The following is a 19,518-nucleotide window of genomic DNA, read 5'->3' as shown; positions in this document are numbered from 1 at the left end:
AGCACCAAACGACTGAGTCACGGTACAGCCGGCACGCCGGTCTGGCTGCATGCTTTTCGACGGCTTTACAAACGATTTACCAAATAAAAACGGCCGCCAGACGATGGTGGCCGTTTTTAGTGATCCCGGCGAACCGGCCGGGGAGAGCTATTAATGCAACTTACTTGATATCCAGGCCACGCCGTTCCAGCAAGGGTTCGATCTTCGCGTCGCGGCCGCGGAATTCGCGGTAGATGTGCAGCGCATCGGCGCTGCCGCCGCGCGACAGCAGCTTGGCACGGAACCAGCCGCCGTTCTTGCGGTTCAGGCCGCCGTTTTCCTTGAACCATACAACGGTGTCCGCATCCAGTTTTTCCGACCACAGGTAACCGTAATAAGCGGCCGCATAACCGCCCGCGAACGCATGCGAGAAGTAGCTGCTGCGGTAGCGCGGCGGCGCCGGCTCGAAATCGATGCCGGCATCCTTCAGCGCGGCCGCTTCAAAGCCCGCCACGTCGCTCGGCATGTGCGCCGGGGCCAGCTGGTGCCAGCGCTGGTCGATCAGTGCCGCGGCCAGGTATTCGGTGGTCTTGAAGCCCTGGTTGAACTTGTCCGACGCGGTCAGCTTTTCCAGCAAGTCCTTCGGCATGGCCGCGCCGCTCTGGTAGTGGCGCGCATAGTTTTCCAGCACTTCCGGCCACAAGGACCACATTTCATTGACTTGCGATGGATATTCGACGAAATCGCGCGGCACCCTGGTACCCGAGAAGCGCGGATATTTCACGTTCGAAAACATGCCGTGCAGCGCATGGCCGAACTCGTGGAACATGGTGGTGACTTCTTCAAACGTCAGCAAGGTGGGCTGGCCGGCTTCCGGCTTGGGAATGTTCAGGTTGTTGGCGATCACCGGCTTGTTGCCCAGCAAGGACGACTGGCCGACATAGGCATTCATCCACGCGCCGCCGCGCTTGTTGCCGCGCGCGTAAGGGTCGAGCGTGAAGATCGCCAATTGCTTGCCGTTGGCGTCGAACACGTCGTACACCAGCATGTCGGCGTTATACACCGGCAAGTCGGTGCGCTGCTTGAACGTCAGGCCGTACAGTTTGCCGGCGGCAAAGAACACGCCCTTGGTCAGCACGCTGTGCATTTCGAAATACGGTTTCAATTGCGATGCGTCGAAGCTGTAACGCTCGGCCCGCACCTTGTCGGTGTAGAACGCCCAATCGGCGGCCGCCACGTTGAAACCGCCTTTTTCAGCGTCGATGATTTTCTGGATATCGTCCGCTTCGCGGCGCGCATTGGCCAGCGCCGGTTTCGCCAGCTCGCCCAGCAAGGCGTTCACGGCGCTGGTCGTCCTGGCGGTCTGGTCTTCCAGCGCATAGGCCGCATAGTTCGGATAACCGAGCAGCGCGGCGCGTTCAGCGCGCAATCTGGCCAGCGCCAGCACCACCTGGGTATTGTCGAACTCGCCGCCATGGCTGCCGCGCGCTTGCGACGCGGCCATGATGCGCAAACGCAGCGCGCGGTTGGTCAGCGACGACAACGGCGCCTGGCCGGTGGTGTTGACCAGCGCGATCACATACTTGCCGTCCAGGCCGCGTTTTTTCGCTTCGGCGGCGGCCGCGTCGATCGCGGCCGGCGTCAAGCCATCCAGTTCTGCGCGCGTATCGACCACCACGGCCGATGCGTTCATGTCCTTCAGCACGTTCTGGCTGAACTTGGTCGCCAGCGCGGCCAGTTCGCCGTTGAAGGCTTTCAGTTGAGCCTTGTCGGCGGCCGACAGATGGGCGCCGGCGCGGACGAAATCGGTGTGGTAGCGTTCCAGCAAGCGTGCCGATTCGGTATCCAGGCCCAGCTTGGCGCGCTGGTCGTACAAGGACTTGATGCGCTGGTACAACTTCGCATTCAACGTGATCGCATCGCTGTGGGCCGCCAGTTTTGGCGCCAGTTCGCGTTCCAGCCCCTGGATCGTTTCATTCGTGCTGGAACCGGCCATCACCGAAAACACCGTGCCGACGCGGCCCAGCAACTGGCCGGAGCGTTCCATGGCGACCACGGTATTGTCGAAGGTCGCGGCTGCCGGATTGTTGGCGATGGTCTCGATTTCCGCCAGGTGGGCGGCCATGCCGGCGGCAAACGCCGGGGCATAATCCGCATCGCGGATTTGATCGAAGGCAGGGTAGTGGAATGGAAGGCTGCTTGGCTTGGCGAACGGATTCGAGACAGGCAGCGCGGCCGCCGCAGCGGCGGCGGCTGGCGCATTCGAGGCCGCTGCCACGGCGTACGCGATGGGCGCCAACAACAGGCTGGCGGCGATGACGAGCATGGGTGGACGTGTCATGACTTCTTTCTAGGTACGCAGGAAGAGCCGCAATTGTGTCGCGGGCCAGCCCCAAATAATACCAAAAAGAAACAATAAAGTCATTTAAACATTATTTCAAAATATTCCACATACTTGATAATCCGCTCAATCACACGCTCAATAATGCGGCGGCTTGTCGTTGGCCGGACCGCCGCCAGCCTGCTGCGCGCCATCGCGCACATGCTCGCCCAGCTTGTGCAGCATCGCTTCGAGCTGGTCGATGCGGCGGCCTTGCTGGTACACCATCTGGTTCAGCGACTCGACCAGGTCTTCCTGCTGCGCCAGCTTGATTTCGATGTCGACAAAACGGTCTTCGTGATTGACCACCTTATTTACTACATTATTGATAACATTACTCACGCACTACTCCAGGCATCGAACGATGCGGTTTAGATTTTCGGTGCGGCCAGCAGCGCCTTCATGCGCGCCAGCCGTTCTTTTGGCGACAGGATTTCCGACTCGGCCGGCACGGCGTCGCCGACATCGAGTTCCATTTCCTTGATGAAGCGCGACACGTCGCAATGCACTTGCTCGCCGGCCCGCTTGCGCTTCTTGCACCAGGTGATGTGCAGCGTGCGCTGGGCCCGCGTGATGCCGACATACATCAGGCGGCGCTCTTCCTGGATGCGCGCGCCCAGCGTTTCGGCCGGCGCATCGGCGTCGCCCTTGTGCGGCAAGATGCCCTCTTCGACGCCGACCAGGAATACGTGCGGAAATTCCAGCCCTTTCGACGCGTGCAAGGTCGACATGCGCACCGCGTCCTGCTCTTCATCCTTGCCTTCGAGCATGCTCATCAGGGCGACCATCTGCGTCAATTCCAGCACGTTCTTTTCTTCGCCGTCGCGCTCCTTGCCGCCGCGTCCCCGCTCCTTCAGCCAGTTGACGAATTCCAGCACGTTTTGCCATTTGCTTTGCGCCTGGCGCTCTTCGAAGGCGTCGTACAGATAGGATTCGTAGTGGATTTCCTTCATCATGTCGTCCAGTACTTCGGCCGCCGCGTCGCCGCTGCCGGCCGCTCCGGGACGGCTGGCGCGCGATTCCAGGTCGTTGATGAAGTTGCAGAAATCGCGCAGCGGCGCCAGTTGCCGGTCGGTCAGCTTGGCTTCGATGCCGCCCTTGAACACCGCCTGGAACAGCGAGCATTGCCACTGGCCGGAAAACGCGCCCAGCACTTCCAGCGTCGATTGCCCGACCCCGCGCCGTGGCGTGGTCACCGCGCGGATGAAGGCCGGATCGTCGTCTTCATTGGCCAGCAGGCGCAAATAACTGATGATGTCCTTGATTTCCGCCTTGTCGAAAAAACTCTGGCCGCCTGAAATGGTGTACGGAATGCGCTCCTTGCGCAGGCATTGCTCGATGATGCGGGCTTGGTGATTGCCACGATACAAGATTGCGTAATCGGAAAACTTGTTCTTGCGCTCGAAATGGTCGGCCGAAATCATGATCGCGACTTGCTCCGCTTCCTGCTCGTCGGTTTGCATGCCGAGCACCTTGATCGGCTCGCCCAGGCCGTGTTCCGACCACAGCGATTTCTCGAACAGTTTCGGGTTGTTGCCGATCACCGCATTGGCCGCGTTCAAGATGCGCATCGTGGAACGGTAGTTCTGTTCCAGCTTGATCACGCGCAAGTCGGGGAAATCGGTTTCCAGCGTTTTCAGGTTTTCGACGGTGGCGCCGCGCCACGCGTAGATCGCCTGGTCGTCGTCGCCGACGGCGGTGAACATCGGCTTTTTATTGATGCCGGTGACCATCAACTTGACCAGTTCGTACTGGCAGGTATTGGTATCCTGGTATTCGTCGACCAGCAAATAGCGCAAGCGGCGCTGCCACTTGTCGCGCACCGCTTCATTATTGCGGAATAATTCCACCGGCAAGCGTATCAAGTCGTCGAAATCGACCGCCTGGTAAGCCGACAAGGTCGCCACATAACTGCGGTAGATGCGCGCCGCGTTGGCCTCATCCTCATCCTTGGCTTGCGCCAGCGCCGTATCCGGGTCGATCAAGCCGTTTTTCCACAGCGACATCGCGGTTTGTATCTGACGTATCAATTGCTTGTCGGTCGTGATCGCCAAATCCTGCACCAGCGAAAAACAATCGTCGCTATCCATGATCGAAAACCGGTCTTTCAAGCCGACCCCATTGGCTTCCTGGCGCAAAATCTTGACGCCCAGCGAATGGAAGGTCGAGACCGTCAATTGTTTCGCCTGACGCGGCTGCTTGAGCAGCTTGGCGATACGCTCCTGCATTTCCAGCGCGGCTTTATTGGTAAACGTCAGCGCGGCGATGGTGCGCGGATCGTAGCCGCGGTCTTCGATCAGATGGGCGATCTTTTGCGTGATCACGCGGGTCTTGCCCGAACCGGCGCCAGCCAGCACCAGGCAAGGACCGTCCAGGTAAGTGACAGCTTCGCTTTGCGGGACATTCAGACCGAATTGGGGCGCGTTGGACATCGGGGAGTTGGTTTCCAGAAGGAGAGAATACGGCACAGCATTGTAGCAGTGTCGCGCTGGATCAAGCTCCACCATGGCGGCCATTGATAAAATCGCAGTTGGCTAAACATAGTGACAATGGCTATGCTGGGTTACCATCCGTGCTGTACGGCCTGACCCGCCCCCACTTATCTTGACGGCAGCATTATGAAATTTGAACACTTAATCGAAATCAACGATCCGCTGAACCCGCTGATCGATCCCCTGAGCCACGAACAATTGTGGCGCGGCCTGGTGCTGCGCGCCGAATCGCCGAAACTGTTCGTGCCGCACCTGGACGCATGCCAGATCCTGGCGCGCGACGACAGCGGCTTCCAGCGCAGCCTGCGCTATGGCGAACTGGTGATTACCGACACGGTGCTGCTGGTGCCGCAAATCCAGGTGCGTTACGAAGTGGCGGCGCAGCAGGATATCAGCGCGTCCAGCCTGGTGATGACCATCGAAACGCCGACGCCGGGTAGCCTGTGGGTGCGCTTCCAGTACAACGACAGCCACGACGCGGCGACCGATGCGGCCAACGCCATGTATGACGAATTCCGCCGTTCGGCTTACCAGGAATCGGATATCGACACGATACGCGTGTTGCGCGACCTGGCCGAGCAAGGCCGGCTCGATGGCGGCTTGCTCAATTAAATTCGGGCGCTGCTGCCCCACAGGTGATCCGGCCGGAACACCAGCGCCGCCTGTTCGGCGCTCAGCACTTCGCGGATGCCGTGCAAATCGTTGCGCGTGTCGCGCCGCAGCGGCACGTCCAGCCGCGCGCCGCGCGGGCCGACCAGCGATTGCACATGCGGCGTCGTCGAATTGAGCCCCTTGCGCGTGACCACGCCGATTTCGCCATTGACCAGCTTGACGAAAGTACCGATCGGATAGATGCCCAGCTCGCGTATCAGCACCGACGCCAGTTGCGCATTCAGCGTTGAATTTGCTTCCAGCAAGATGTCGCGCAACGCCGCGTTCGGCAACAGCTGCTGGCGGTAATCGCGTGACGATACGCGTGCGCAATAACGGTCGGCCAGCATGATGATCTTGGCGGCGGTGCTGATTTCCAGCGAACGCAGGCCCAGCGGATAACCGCTGCCATCCTCATTTTCATGGTGTTGCAGCACGGCCGACAGCCATGCTGCATCGTGCACGCCGGCCCGGCGCAGCAAGTCGGCGCCCGCTTGCGGATGGGCGCGGAGGTAGGCCCAGTCGGCGTCCGGCAACGTTTCTTTTTCCTGTTCCAGCCGCTCATGCTGCTCCAGCATGCCGATATTCATCGTCAGCGCGGCCAGTACCATGCTGTTGATTTCAGTCTCGCTGTGTTTCAGCGCGCGCGCCACGACGATCGCCACCACCGCCGTATCGACGCCATGGCGCACCGGATAAGGCGCGGCAGCCTGGTTGTGCAAGATGCACGCCAGCGCCACGTCGCTATCGAGCTTGACGGCGTCCTGCACCAGTGTCGCCGCCTGCTCCAGTTGTTGCAGCGCATCCGGCTGTCCCTCCTGCAGCGCCGGCAGCGCGGCCGACAAGATGCCATGGGCCAGGTTCAGCAAGCGCAGCGCCGACGGCGCCTGCTGGTAAATGGTGGCGGCGACATCATCGCTGACGTCGGCGATAAAGCCCCGTTCCAGCAGCAGTTCAATCTGGTTTTGATTGGCAACCACGTGCCCCTGCCGCACCAGCAGGGCGCCATTTTCCCCGTGGACGTCCCAGGCCAGCGCCTGGCCGACCTGGAGTTCGTCCGCGTATATGCGTCGAATCTTCAAGGTATCTCCGTGTGCAAGCCCGGCACTCCCCCAGTGACAGGGCGGTTTGTGAGTCAGGCGTCAATATTTGTTGCTAATGATCAATTTTGCAGACGGAGATGATCCACCAAACCGCAGTCGCTGTCCATGACTGATTGTTGCCAAATTAGAATTTCTGCACTGCTCTTGTCTTGTCGCCAACAGTCAAGGCCCCGGCGTGCAATCGGCGCAGGCCACGTCGGCCGGGTCTTTCGCCAATGTGGCGGCCAGGTCGCGCAGCGCGGTGCGCACGCCTTCCTCGATGACCGGATGGTAAAACGGCATGTCCAGCATCGCCGCCACCGTCAATTTAGCCTGACAGGCCCACGATAGCAAATGCCCCAGGTGTTCGGCGCGCGGGCCGATCATTTCGGCGCCGAGGAAGCGGCCGGTGCCGAACTCGCCATACACCCGCAGCATGCCATGGTTTTGCAGCATCACCCGGCTGCGGCCCTGGTTTTCAAACGACACCGCGCCGATCGCAAAACGGCCCGCGTGGCTGATGCACAATGCCTTGTAGCTGGCGCCCAGCGTGGCGATTTGCGGCTCGCTGAAGGCAATCGCCAACGGCGTGCGGCGCAAGCCCGGCTGCACGTCCGGATAACGGGCCGCGTTGTCGCCGGCGATGCGGCCCTGGTCGGCCGCCTCCGGCAAGACCGGGCGTTCATTGTCGGCGTCGCCGGCGATGAAAATCGCACTCTTGCCGCACTGCATGGTGCGCTGGTCGTACAGCGGAATCCCATGCCGGTCCAGTTCGATCTGCGCCAGTTCCAGGCCCAGCTGGCGCACGTTCGGGCTGCGGCCGATGGCCGACAGCACATACTCGAAATGCTCGCTGCGCTCGACGCCGGCGGCGTCGCGGCTGGTCAGCCTGACACCGTCGCCCTCCCTGGCGATGGCCGCGACCTGGGTCTGGAAGCGGAGATCGACTTGCGCGCCCAATACCTTGGCGGCATCCTGCAACACCAGCGGATCGCTCAGTTGCGCGACGCTGGAACCACGCGCAAAGATCGCCACGCGCACACCCAGCCGGTGCAGCGCCTGCCCGAGTTCCAGGCCGATGACGCCGCTGCCGACCACCGCCACCGAGGCCGGCAAATCGGTCCAGTCGAAGACATCGTCGCTGCTAATCACCCGATCGCCGCCGGTTTTCCACTCTTCCGGCACGATTGCCGTCGATCCGGTCGCAATCACGATGCGCTCCGCCTCGATCACCGTATGCTGGCCGACTTGCAGCCGGCCCGGTCCGGTGAAGCGGGCGTAGCCGCGGATCTTGTCTTCGTCGGGAATGTTGTCGACGCCTTCCAGCACGAAACCGACAAAACGGTCGCGCTCGCTGCGCACGCGCGCCATCACGGCGCGGCCATCGATGCGGACCTGGCCGGCATGCACGCCGAAAGCCGGCGCCGCGGCCAGCGCATGGGCCGCTTCGGCGGCGGAAATCAGCAATTTGCTGGGCATGCAGCCGACCCGCGCGCACGTGGTGCCGTACGGGCCGCCTTCGATCATCACGGTGCGCTGCTTGTGCATCCGCGCCGCCCGGTATGCCGTCATGCCGGCGGTGCCGCCGCCGATCACGGCTACATCGACTTTCAGTGTTTTCATGCTGTTTTCCAGGGTGAGTTGTGCGGCAGAAAGATACGCGGGCTGCCGAATTTCACTCAATACTACTCTTTTGACGCAAATAAGGTTTTACCTGTTGGCAAATAATGCATTAGTATGACTAATCGTTCTTAAAAATTATAAGTACAGCTAATGGGTCAACTTGATTATCGCGCGCTGGCCGTGCTGGATGCGGTGGCCAGCCATGGCAGTTTTGAAAAAGCGGCATTGGCGCTGGGCATCACCCAATCGGCGGTATCGCAGCGCATCAAGGCGCTCGAAGACAGCAGCGGCCGCTTATTGATCGTGCGCGGCCAGCCAGCCGTGCCGACCGGGCTGGGCCAGCGCTTGATCGTGCATCATCGCAACGTCAAATTGATGGAAGCGGCGCTCGACATCGACCTCGGCAACAGCGTCAGCATGCCGGAAATCGCGATTGCGATCGACGCCGACAGCCTGGCGACGTGGTTTCCGCACAGCTTGCCGCCGTTGCTGGCGCCGCCGCGCTGCCAGCTCGACGTGCGCCTGGCCGACAGCGACGCGGCCTTAAAACTGGTGCGCGACGGCAGCGTGTTCGGCTGCATCGCGGCGCAGGCGGCAAGCGCGCACGATGCGGCGGCGGCCACCTCGGTGACGCCGCTGGGTCTGCTGCAATATAGCTGCGTGGCGACGCCGCTGTTTGCCGGCCACTGGTTCGGCGACGGTTTTTCAGCCGAGGCGGTGGCGCTGGCGCCGGCCGTGGTCAGCCAGCACGCCTTGCTGGCGCGCTTCCTCGATGAAACATTGGGGATGCGCCAGCCATTTCCGCATCACACCATCCCGGTCTCGGCCGCGCTACGGGAAGCCATCTTCGGCAATCTGGCCTATGGTTTGATGCCGCGCAAGCAGGTGGCCAGCGCGCTGTTGAACGACCAATTGATCGACCTGGCGCCGGGCCGTACGCTGGACGTGCCGCTCAGCTGGCATGCGTGGGCGCTCGATACGCCGTTCACCAAATTGTTGTCGGAACAGTTGGTCAACGCGGCCCGGCGTTATTTGCTGCAACCGTAAGACCCGTCAAATATCCAGCGGATCGACTTCCAGCGACCATTTGACGCGGGTTTTCATGCTGCGCAGCATCAGCAGCCATGCTTTCAAGAAGGCTTGCAAGGCCGGCCGCGAAGCCGATTCGATCAGCAATTGGGCGCGGTCGACGTTGTACACCCGCGTCATGCTCATCGGAATAGGATCGTTGATGGTGATCATCGGATGCGCCATGCAGTCCTTGGCCGCCTGCAAGAACTCGATCGCGGTCGCCAATTCCGGCGCCTCGGCGCGCAGCAGGGCCTGAAACAGATACGGCGGCAACGCGGCCTGGGCCCGTTCTTCCAGCAAGGCGCTGGCGAAGTGATCATAGTCATGATTGACGACCGCGTCGTACAGCGGATGGCGCGCATAACGGGTCTGGATCAGTACTTCGCTGACGCTGCCGCCCTCGGTTTGCGCGGCGCGGCCGGCCCGGCCCGCCACCTGCATCAATTGTGCGAATAAGCGCTCACTGGCGCGGTAATCCTGGGAAAACAAGGCCGTATCCGGATTCAGGATGCCGACCAGCGTCAGTTTTTTAAAATCATGACCCTTGGCCACCATTTGCGTGCCGATCAAGATATCGACTTCGCCGCGGTGCACGCTGTCGAACGCTTCTTGCGCGCTGCCCTTCTTGCGGGTCGAGTCGGCGTCGATGCGCAAGATGCGCGCCTCGGGAAATAATTGCTGCAAGCCTTCTTCGACGCGCTGCGTGCCGCGTCCCAGCGGTTGCAAATCGACGTTGCCGCAGGTCGGGCAATGGCGCGGAATCCGCAATTCCAGGCTGCAATGATGGCAGCGCAAGCGGTGTTCCGGCTTGTGCAACACCATGAACGAGGTGCAGCGCGTGCAATTGCTGATCCAGCCGCACGATTCGCAGCAAATCACCGGCGCGTAACCGCGCCGGTTCAAGAACAGCAGCGACTGTTCGCCGCGCTCCATGCGCAATTTCAAGGCCGCCACCAGGTGCGACGTCAAGCCGTCCTTCGGCTTGTCGCGCTCCATGTCGAGCAATTTTACGCGCGGCAAGACCGCGTTCTTGACGGCGCGCTCGCGCAATTCCAGCTTGCGGTAGCGTCCCGATTGCGCGTGGTGCCAGCTTTCCAGCGACGGCGTGGCCGAGCCGAGCACGATCGGAATGCCCAGTTGCCAGGCGCGCCACACGGCCAGGTCGCGCGCCGAATAGCGCAAGCCTTCCTGTTGCTTGTAGGAAGGATCGTGTTCTTCATCGATGATGATCAGTTTCAACTGCGGCAGCGAAGCGAGGATCGCCAGCCGGGTGCCGAGGATGATGCGGGCCTTGCCCTGGTGCGCGGCCAGCCAGTGCAGCATGCGCTCGCCTTCGGACAGGCTGCTGTGCAGCGTGGCCAGCATGACGCCGGGGAAGCGGCGCCGGATATTGCCTTCCAGCTGGGGCGTCAAATTGATTTCCGGCACCAGGATCAGGATTTGCGCGCCCTCGTTCCGCGCCAGCACCTGGGCGCAGGATTGCAGATACACTTCGGTCTTGCCGCTGCCGGTGACGCCGTACAGCAAGGTCGGCTTGAAGCCTGACGCGCCGCCGATGGCGTCGGCCGCCGCTTGCTGGGCGTCGTTGAGGCGCGGCATGTCGAACGGCGTGGCGTCGTGCCCGGCCTGGTGCTGGTCCAGTTTCTTGATGGCGCGGTCGAGCGCGACCGTGGTCAGCACGCGTACATTCTTCGGCAAGCCGGGCAAGGCCACTTCGCCCAGCGGCCGCTGGTAATAATCCGCGGCGAAACCGGCCAGCGCCAGCCATTCGGCCGACAGCGGCGCCAATTGGCTGCGCACCGCCAGCACATCCTTGAGCTTATCCACAGGCACGTCGCTACTGTCGGACACGCCGACGATCAAACCCATCACTTCGCGCCGCCCGAACGGCACCAGCGCCAATTGGCCGATCCGCGGCCGCTCGGATGCTTCGCCCATCCAGCGGTAATCGAACCAGGCGTTTAACGGGGTATCGAGCGCGATTTTCAGGATGCACTGCGCCATCTGAACTACCAATCTGCAAAAAATACGCGGAAAAACCGCTCGCGCTACGGGCTGTTGAACTATCCACAGAGACTGTGGATAACTTTGTGGACAAAGCGAATTGAATGAACAAATCGCGCACTACGGAAACTTGTGATAAGCACAAAGTGCTCGAAATTGCGAAAATAAACACCTTTAAAATCAACTACTTGAAAAACCCTCCCTAGGGAAGAACACCACACCGGTTTTCCCCGCGTTCTGTGCATAACTGAAGTATTTTGCGGCAGATTCTGCAAGAAAAGCGGCGCCTTTTCAAGCTGCCCGGCTCTTTCGATGAAGAAAACCCTGGCCGCCTGCTGTACGCCCCCGGCCGGGATGATTTTGTTGCAATGCAAACATCACGGCAGCGCCATGAGATTATCTAAAAATCATGCATTGCAACATAAACCTCGTGCATTACCTTAACAGCAAAGCTAAGTGCCGGTTAACAAAGTACTTTTCTTTTTTATCCACAGAATCTGTTGATAACTTTGTGGACAATGAACTTATAAGCTCGCCGGCACAAGGAATAACATTGCTTATTACAGAATCATTGAGAAAATCAATGGCAATTAATTCCTTCAAAATCAATAGCTTGCAACTTACTCCCAGGCCAGGAAATTTCACTGCCTCTTATTTCCGCAGCAAAAAAAATTGTGCATAAGTCGGTTTTCCCCGATGCGTGCAAAATGAAAAAAGGGCAGGTTTCACTGGGAAACATGCCCTTTTCGGCCTTGCCGGCCAGGATACCGCTCAGACCGCGCGCATTGCCCGGCTCAGGCTATGCACCGCTTCCACCATCGCCGCCACCGATTCCGGCGGGGTGAACTGGGAAATACCATGGCCCAGGTTGAATACATGGCCGTTGCCGGCCGCCGGTCTGCCGAACGTATTTAATACCTTGGCGACTTCGGCGCGGATTTGTTCCGGGCTGGCAAACAGGATCGCCGGGTCCAGGTTGCCTTGCAAGCCGACCTTGTGGCCGACCAGCTCGCGGGCGCGGGCCAGGTTGACGGTCCAGTCGAGGCCGACCGCATCGGCGCCGATGTCGGCGATTTGCTCGATCCACTGGCCGCCGCCCTTGGTGAACACGATGGCGGGAATCTTGACGCCATCCTTGTCGCGCTTCAATTGGGCCACCACTTGCTGCATATAGTTCAGCGAAAACTCTTGATAAGCGCCATCGGCCAACGCGCCGCCCCAGGAATCGAAAATCATCACGGCTTGCGCGCCGGCGTCGATTTGCGCATTCAAGTACTGCGCCACCGCCTTGGCATTGGTCGCCAGGATGTGGTGCATCAAGTCCGGACGGTTGTACAGCATCTTTTTAATGATGTGGAACTCTTTCGAGCCCTGGCCCTCCACCATGTAGCACGCCAGCGTCCATGGGCTGCCCGAAAAACCGATCAGCGGCACGCGGCCATTCAATGCCGTGCGGATTTGCGTGACGGCGTTGAACACATAGTCCAGCGAGTCCAGGTCCGGCGCGCGCAACGCCAGCACTTCTTGCTCGGTGCGCAGCGGGCGCTCGAATTTCGGACCTTCGCCATCGGCAAAATACAGGCCCAGGCCCATCGCGTCGGGTACCGTCAGGATGTCGGAAAACAGGATCGCCGCATCCAGCGGAAAGCGGTCCAGCGGTTGCAACGTCACTTCGGTGGCGTAATCGGGATTTTTCGCCAAGCCCAGGAAAGAGCCTGCCTTTTCGCGCGTGGCGCGGTATTCCGGCAGGTAACGTCCGGCTTGCCGCATCAGCCACACAGGGGTGTGGTCGGTCGGCTGGCGCAGCAGCGCGCGCAAGAAAGTGTCATTCTGAAGCGGAGCAAATTGTGGCATGGCAGGCAATCAGTAGCTTGGGAAACCTCTATTATCGCATTCAATGCCATCTTTTCCATTGTTTGATGCCACTGAGCAACACCGACAGCAAAGAAAGTTTGCCATTTAAGCAAGTTAAACACTTTCACTATGCCGTCCCTTCCTTTATGATGAACGGCTCTTGTCCGACACTTTCCCCTTTACGGAGCCAGCATGACATCAGCCTCATCCCGCACAACCGCCCCTTATGGCGTCTGGCCGTCGCCGATCAGCGCCGCCGTGGTCGCGGCCGGTTCTTCGCCGCTGACGCAAGTGGCGCTGGGCGGTCCGGATGGGAGCGATATTTTCTGGCTGGCCGGCCGCGCCAGCGAAGGCGGCCGCCATACCCTGCTGCGCCGGCGCGACGCCCAGGTCGCTGAATTGACGCCGGCGCCGCTGAATGTGCGCACCCGCGTGCATGAATACGGCGGCGGCGCGTATGTGGTCGATGGCGACACCGTCTATTTTTCGCATTTTGCCGATAACCTGATTTACGTGAAGGCCGGCGACGCCGAAGCGCGGCCGCTGAGCCGCCCGGGCACACAACGCCATGCCGATTTTATCGTCGACCAGCAGCGCCAGCGCCTGATCGGCGTGCGCGAGTTGCATCCAGCGGAAGGCCACGCCTTGCCCGACAACAGCCTGTGCGCGGTCAATTTCGACGGCAGCGAAACCGTGCTGGCCCAGGGCCACGATTTTTACGCGGCGCCGCGCCTGTCGCCGGATGGCCGTTCGCTGGCCTGGCTCAGCTGGGACCATCCGCGCATGCCGTGGCAAGGCACCGAACTGTGGCTGGCCGAGGTGCATGACGACGGCACGCTGAGCACGCCGCGCCTGATTGCCGGCGGCCTCCGCGAATCGATTTGTCAGCCGGAATGGTCGCCGCAAGGCTTGCTGCATTTTGTGTCGGACAGCAGCGGCTGGTGGAATCTGTACCGCTTGCATGGCGCCACTATCGAAGCGCTGTGTCCGGTGGCGGCCGAATTCGCCACGCCGCACTGGACGTTTGGCGGTTCGATGTATGGTTTCTTGCCGGAAGGCGACATCATCTGTACCTATCTGCAAAACGGCGTCAGTCACCTGGGCCGCTTGTCGCCCGGCGCGGCGCGGCTGGAAAGCATCGCCAATCCGTACCAGGAAATCCGCGAATTGCGGGTCGGCCCCGGTTTTGTCGCCTTGCTGGGCGGCAGCCCGACGATTGCGCCGGAATTGGCGCGCATCGATTTTGCCAATGGCGAACTGGAAGTGCTGAGCCAGTCGATCAGCCAGTTGCCCGAAGTGGCTTATCTGTCTGTACCGGAAAGCATCAGCTATCCAAGCAGCAATGGCCGCACGTCGCACGCCTTTTTTTATGCGCCGCACAATGCCGACCATCACGCACCGGCCGGCGACCAGCCGCCGGTCATCGTCATCGGCCATGGCGGCCCGACCAACATGGCCAGCAATACCCTGAAATTGGCGATCCAGTTCTGGACCAGCCGCGGCTTTGGCGTACTGGACGTCAACTATGGCGGCAGCAGCGGTTTCGGACGCGCATACCGCGATGCGCTGCAAGGCCAGTGGGGCATTGTCGATGTCGAGGATTGCATCGCCGGCGCCGCGTACCTGGCCGAACGGGGCCTGGCCGACAAGGAACGCCTGATCATCCGCGGCGGCAGCGCCGGCGGCATGACCACCTTGTGCGCGCTGACCTTCCATGACGTGTTCAAGGCCGGCGCCAGTTATTACGGCGTATCCGACTTGAAAGCACTGGACCAGGATACGCATAAATTCGAATCGCAATACACTGCCTACCTGATCGCGCCACAGCCGCAAGCCGAAGCGCTGTACCAGGCCCGTTCGCCGATCCACCATACCGGGCGCCTGAAACGGCCGATGATTTTCTTCCAGGGCCTGGACGATAAAGTGGTGCTGCCGCAGCAATCGGAAACCATGGTCGACGCATTAAAAGCGCGCGGCGTGCCGGTCGCCTATATTGCGCTGGAAGGCGAAGGCCATGGTTTCCGCAAGGGGGAAAACATCGTCCGCACGCTGGAAGCCGAGCTGTATTTTTACCTGCGGGTCTTCGGCCTGCATCGCGCCGGGCAAGCCGCCCCCGTGCATATCGATAACCTGGCTTGATACGACATGAACCCCCCGCAATTGCTTGAAGAATTCGATGCACTGGAACAGCATGAAAAAATGATCCTGGCGCTGCTGGCCATCGTCGGCGAACCGGTCGGAAAACATGCGGTCTTCGAGCATTTGCAGCGGGCCAATATCAATCAGCCGGACGGCAGGTATTTCAAGCTGCCGGTGGTGCTGGAAGTATTGCAACGGCTGGCCCGGCTGGAATTGATCAGCGAAGTCACCGGGCGCGGTTTCAGTTGCGGCTCGCGGCTGCGCTGGCCGGCGATGCGCGCCGCGCTCGACAGCCATGTGTTCCGCGACCTGGGCGAGGCGGTCGAAAGCATCAACCCGGTGCGCCGCAACTGGGATGGTTATGTCGAGCTGCGCAGCTACCGCCAGGGTGTGGCGCGCCTGCGTATCGCCTTGCTGCGCGGCGATGCGCCACAACAAGTGGTGCCGCTGCTGACGGCCTGCATGGCCTGCTACGAAGCGGCGCAATTGCATCCGCTGATCGACATCTTTGGCCGGCCATTCGAGCCGGACATGATCGCCCGCGTGCATCCGCTGCTGCAAGATGAAATCCTGGCCATCTTGCTGGGCAATAGCCAGTACGAACCGCCCAGCGCGCCGCAACTACGTGAATTTTGCCAGCAACATCTGCAGCGGCGCGTGGCCAGCGGCGATACCGTGGTGTCCAGCTTGCGGCTGACGCTGGCCGAGGATGCGATCCTGTGCGGCCGGCTGGACGATGCCAGCGGCTTGCTGCAAGGCGAGGATGGTGGGCTGGCGCACATGTTTGCCAGCGTCATCCAACTGCTGCGCGGCGAACAGATGGCGGCGCTGGCCGGTTTTGAAGCTGCGCTGAAACTGCTGCGGCGCGAGTCCGGCAAGCGCAAATTATGTTTCGCCGGCATCGGCGGCCATTTATATGTGCTGGCCTTGCTGCGCAGCACAGACGCCAAGCTGCTGAAACAGGCCGAGTCTTACCTGGAACTGGCCTTGCGCGCCCAGCAGAACCACGACAGCGTGGTCTACCAGCAATTGAGCATGCTGCGCCAGGTACGTGCCGGCACCATGCAGGCCAACATCATTCCGACTCGCAACTGGGAAACCCGGATGCAGCCGCAAATGTTCCAGGCCTTGCTGTATTACTGGCTGGCATTGCCGCAACTGGCCGACCACCAGGTCGCATTGCGCGACATGGTGCGGCAAGCCGATGCCGCCGGTTTTTATCTGATCGCGGCGCAAGCGGCCAACTTGCTGGGCCAGCTGGGCGACCTGGAACAGCAAAGTTATGCCGCCACGCACATGGCACGCTACGGCTTTGTCGACATGGCGCCGTGGTTCGAGCGCCAGGAAGCGTGGCAGCGCCAGCTCAGTGCGCTGATCAACCTGCAACAGCAAGCCCCCGCCGAAGCGGCCGGCAACAGTGCGCGGCTGGTGTGGATGATTGCCTTCGACCCGCGTCACGGCATCACCGAAATCGAGCCGCGCGAACAAAAACGCGATGCGCGCGGCGTGTGGAGCAAGGGCCGCGCGATGGGTTTGAAGCGCTTGCATGACGATGCGCCGGAAATCGATTTCCTGTCGCCGCAAGACGTGCGCGCGGCCGGCGCGATTGCGCCTCGGATGCAATATTATTCCTCGGCCGTGCGCTATGAAATCGAACCGGACAAGGCCATCGTCGCGCTGATCGGCCATCCGCTGGTGTTCTGGATGGATGCGCCGGAGAACCGGGTCGATTTGCTGCCGGCCGAACCGGAATTGCTGATCAAAAAGCATGGCGGCCAATTATGGCTCAGCCTGCAACCGGCGATCCCCGAGCATGATTGCAGCGTGGTCGTCACGAAAGAAACGCCGACCCGCTTGCGTGTCGTGCACATCCTCGACGAACACCGGCGCATCGCCGCCATCGTCGGCGCCAGCCTGGCCGTGCCGGTGCATGCGGAAAAACAAGTGCTGCAAGCGATCCGCGCGATTTCCTCGCTGGTGACGGTGCAATCGGATATCGGCGGCGGTCCCGACAATGCGGAACAGATCGCCGCCGATGCGCGGCTGCATATTCACTTGCTGCCTTACCAGCAAGGCTTGAAGATGCAAATCCTGGTGCGTCCGCTGCCCGGCGGCGGTGCCTATTACGCGCCGGGCAGCGGCGCCGAAAGCGTGTTTGCCGATCTCGACGGCCGGCCGGTGCAGGCGCGCCGCGACTTGAATGCGGAACGCGCAGCACAGCGCCAGATGACAGGCAGTTGCCGGGTATTGGAAGAAGCCGAGGAAGAGCATGGCGAATGGCTGCTGGGCCAGCCGTCGACGTCGCTGCAATTGCTGGTCGAACTACAAGAACTCGATCCGGAAAGCATCGTCATCGCATGGCCGGAGGGCGAATCCTTCCGCGTCAGCAAGCGCATCGACTCGCAACAGTTGAGCATGTCGATCAAGAGCGGCAAGGATTGGTTTGCCGCCAGCGGCGAATTGCAAGTCGATGAAAACAAGGTGCTCGACTTGCGCGCCTTGCTCGACTTGATGCAAAACAACAAAAGCCGGTTTGTCGCGCTGGGCGATAACCAGTTCCTCGCGCTCAGCGATGAATTGCACCGCCGCCTGTCGGCATTGGCGGCCTTCGGCGAGTCGACCGGCGACGGCGTGCGGGTCCATCCGCTGGCCGCGTTCGCACTGGAAGAACTGGCCAACGACGCCGGTGGTATCAAGGCCGACAAACTGTGGAAATCGCATCTGGCGCGGCTGCAGGAACTGGAAAATTTCGTGCCGCAATTGCCCAGCACCTTGCAAGCCGAGTTGCGCGATTATCAACTGGCCGGCTTCGCATGGCTGGCCCGGCTGGCGCACTGGGGCGTCGGCGCCTGCCTGGCCGACGACATGGGCCTGGGCAAGACCTTGCAGGCGCTGGCGCTGATATTGTCGCGCGCGCCAGACGGCCCGACGCTGGTAATCGCGCCGACTTCGGTCTGCATGAACTGGATCAGCGAAGCGGCGCGTTTTGCGCCGACCTTGAACGTCACACTGTTCGGCGCCGGCGACCGCGGCGATACGCTGGCCAAGGTGCAGCCGTTCGACCTGGTGGTGGCCAGCTACGGCTTGCTGCAACAGGAAGCGAAATTATTTGCCGACGTAAAATGGCACACCATCGTGCTCGATGAAGCCCAGGCGATCAAGAATGCGGCCACCAAGCGCTCGCAAGCGGTGATGGCGCTGCAAGGCGATTTCCGCATGGTGGCCAGCGGCACGCCGCTGGAAAATCACCTCGGCGAATTGTGGAATTTGTTCCGCTTCATCAATCCCGGTTTGCTCGGCAGCATGGACCAATTCAACCTGCGCTTTGCCGGCCCGATCGAGCGGGCCCAGGATAAACGCGCCGAAGCGGGCGCGCGGCTGCGGCTGAAACGTTTGATACAGCCGTTCATCTTGCGCAGGACCAAGACGCAAGTGCTGTCCGAATTGCCGCCACGTACTGAAATCGTGCTGGAAGTCGATTTGTCGCCGCAAGAAACGGCGCTGTACGAATCGCTGCGCCGCGAAGCGCTGGAAAAACTGGCGATGGTGGAAGGCCCGGCGTCGAAAAAAGCCATCCAGATCCTGGCGGAAATCATGAAGCTGCGCCGTGCCTGTTGCAATCCGCAATTGGTGGCACCGGAACTGGGCTTGGCCAGCAGCAAGCTCACGGCGTTTGCCGAGCTGTTGTCGGGCTTGCTGGAAAACCGCCACAAGGTGCTGGTATTCAGCCAGTTCGTCGATCATTTGACGCTGATCCGGCAACACCTGGACCAGCACGGCATCGCCTATCAATACCTGGATGGCGCGACGCCGATGCATGAACGCAAGGTACGGGTCGACGCCTTCCAGGCCGGCCACGGCGATGTATTCCTGATCAGCCTGAAAGCGGGCGGCATGGGCATCAATTTGACCGCCGCCGATTACGTGATCCACATGGACCCGTGGTGGAACCCGGCCGTCGAAGACCAGGCCTCGGACCGCGCCCACCGCATGGGGCAATTGCGGCCGGTGACGATTTACCGGCTGGTGGCGAAACACACCATCGAGGAAAGCATCGTCGACTTGCACCAGCATAAACGCGACCTGGCCGACAGCTTGCTGGAAGGCAGCGACGCGGCGGCGCGCATGTCGGCTGGCGACATGTTGGGCATGTTACAAGAAGGATTGAAAAAATGAGGGGACACGGCTGCCAATTTCGCCGCATCCATGTAATCATGCGTTTTTTTGATTTCCGGATCGCGCA

11 protein-coding genes are annotated in these 19,518 nt (G+C 61.1%); 4 read left to right on the top strand and 7 right to left on the bottom strand.

Annotation, left to right across the window (positions count from 1 at the left end; translation table 11 throughout):
• Positions 1 to 160: 160 nt before the first annotated feature.
• The 3 genes from GJA_RS00480 to GJA_RS00470 form a co-directional block, all read right to left on the bottom strand.
• A complete protein-coding gene (locus GJA_RS00480) occupies positions 161 to 2,320 on the bottom strand; it encodes a M3 family metallopeptidase (protein WP_242404409.1) in 2,160 nt (719 codons plus the stop codon).
• 138 nt (positions 2,321 to 2,458) lie between these two features.
• Positions 2,459 to 2,701 carry a SlyX family protein gene (locus GJA_RS00475; protein WP_242404408.1) on the bottom strand — a complete coding sequence of 81 codons (243 nt, stop codon included), beginning with the start codon at positions 2,699 to 2,701 and terminating at the stop codon, positions 2,459 to 2,461.
• A 29-nt stretch (positions 2,702 to 2,730) separates the two neighbouring features.
• Positions 2,731 to 4,791, bottom strand: coding sequence for a UvrD-helicase domain-containing protein (locus tag GJA_RS00470; protein WP_051780070.1), 2,061 nt, complete (start codon positions 4,789 to 4,791; stop codon positions 2,731 to 2,733).
• Between the two features lie 186 nt (positions 4,792 to 4,977).
• Between GJA_RS00470 and GJA_RS00465 the strand changes: the two genes are divergently transcribed.
• A complete protein-coding gene (locus GJA_RS00465; RefSeq protein WP_038487522.1) occupies positions 4,978 to 5,463 on the top strand; it encodes an SRPBCC family protein in 486 nt (161 codons plus the stop codon).
• On the opposite strand, the gene GJA_RS00460 is transcribed toward GJA_RS00465, so the two are convergent.
• Entirely contained in the window at positions 5,460 to 6,584 is a 1,125-nt protein-coding gene (locus GJA_RS00460) for an HD-GYP domain-containing protein (protein ID WP_038487519.1), read from the bottom strand. The two genes, GJA_RS00465 and GJA_RS00460, sit on opposite strands and share 4 nt — an antisense overlap.
• Positions 6,585 to 6,767: 183 nt before the next feature.
• Entirely contained in the window at positions 6,768 to 8,207 is a 1,440-nt protein-coding gene (locus tag GJA_RS00455) for a dihydrolipoyl dehydrogenase (RefSeq protein WP_038487517.1), read from the bottom strand.
• Positions 8,208 to 8,357: 150 nt separating this feature from the next.
• Here GJA_RS00455 and GJA_RS00450 point away from each other — a divergent pair, with 150 nt between their 5' ends.
• Positions 8,358 to 9,254, top strand: a complete 897-nt coding sequence (locus tag GJA_RS00450) for an ArgP/LysG family DNA-binding transcriptional regulator (protein WP_038487513.1) — start codon at positions 8,358 to 8,360, stop codon at positions 9,252 to 9,254.
• Positions 9,255 to 9,260: 6 nt separating this feature from the next.
• Here GJA_RS00450 and GJA_RS00445 read toward each other — a convergent pair whose 3' ends face one another.
• The gene (locus GJA_RS00445; protein WP_038487510.1) at positions 9,261 to 11,282 is read right to left on the bottom strand and encodes a primosomal protein N'; all 2,022 of its coding nucleotides are present in this window, start codon (positions 11,280 to 11,282) and stop codon (positions 9,261 to 9,263) included.
• Positions 11,283 to 12,053: 771 nt separating this feature from the next.
• Positions 12,054 to 13,136, bottom strand: coding sequence for a uroporphyrinogen decarboxylase (gene hemE, locus GJA_RS00440; protein ID WP_038498187.1), 1,083 nt, complete (start codon positions 13,134 to 13,136; stop codon positions 12,054 to 12,056).
• 192 nt (positions 13,137 to 13,328) lie between these two features.
• On the opposite strand from hemE, the gene GJA_RS00435 reads away from it, so the two are divergent.
• Entirely contained in the window at positions 13,329 to 15,275 is a 1,947-nt protein-coding gene (locus tag GJA_RS00435) for a dipeptidyl-peptidase 5 (RefSeq protein ID WP_038487506.1), read from the top strand.
• A gap of 6 nt (positions 15,276 to 15,281) precedes the next feature.
• Complete coding sequence (locus GJA_RS00430) at positions 15,282 to 19,451, top strand: DEAD/DEAH box helicase (RefSeq protein WP_038487502.1); 4,170 nt, start codon at positions 15,282 to 15,284, stop codon at positions 19,449 to 19,451.
• The last annotated feature ends 67 nt before the right edge of the window (positions 19,452 to 19,518 follow it).

Origin of the sequence: Janthinobacterium agaricidamnosum NBRC 102515 = DSM 9628 (genome assembly GCF_000723165.1) — a bacterium.
Classification (GTDB): Bacteria; Pseudomonadota; Gammaproteobacteria; order Burkholderiales; family Burkholderiaceae_D; genus Janthinobacterium; species Janthinobacterium agaricidamnosum.
This window is presented reverse-complemented; position numbering and strand designations above follow the sequence as displayed.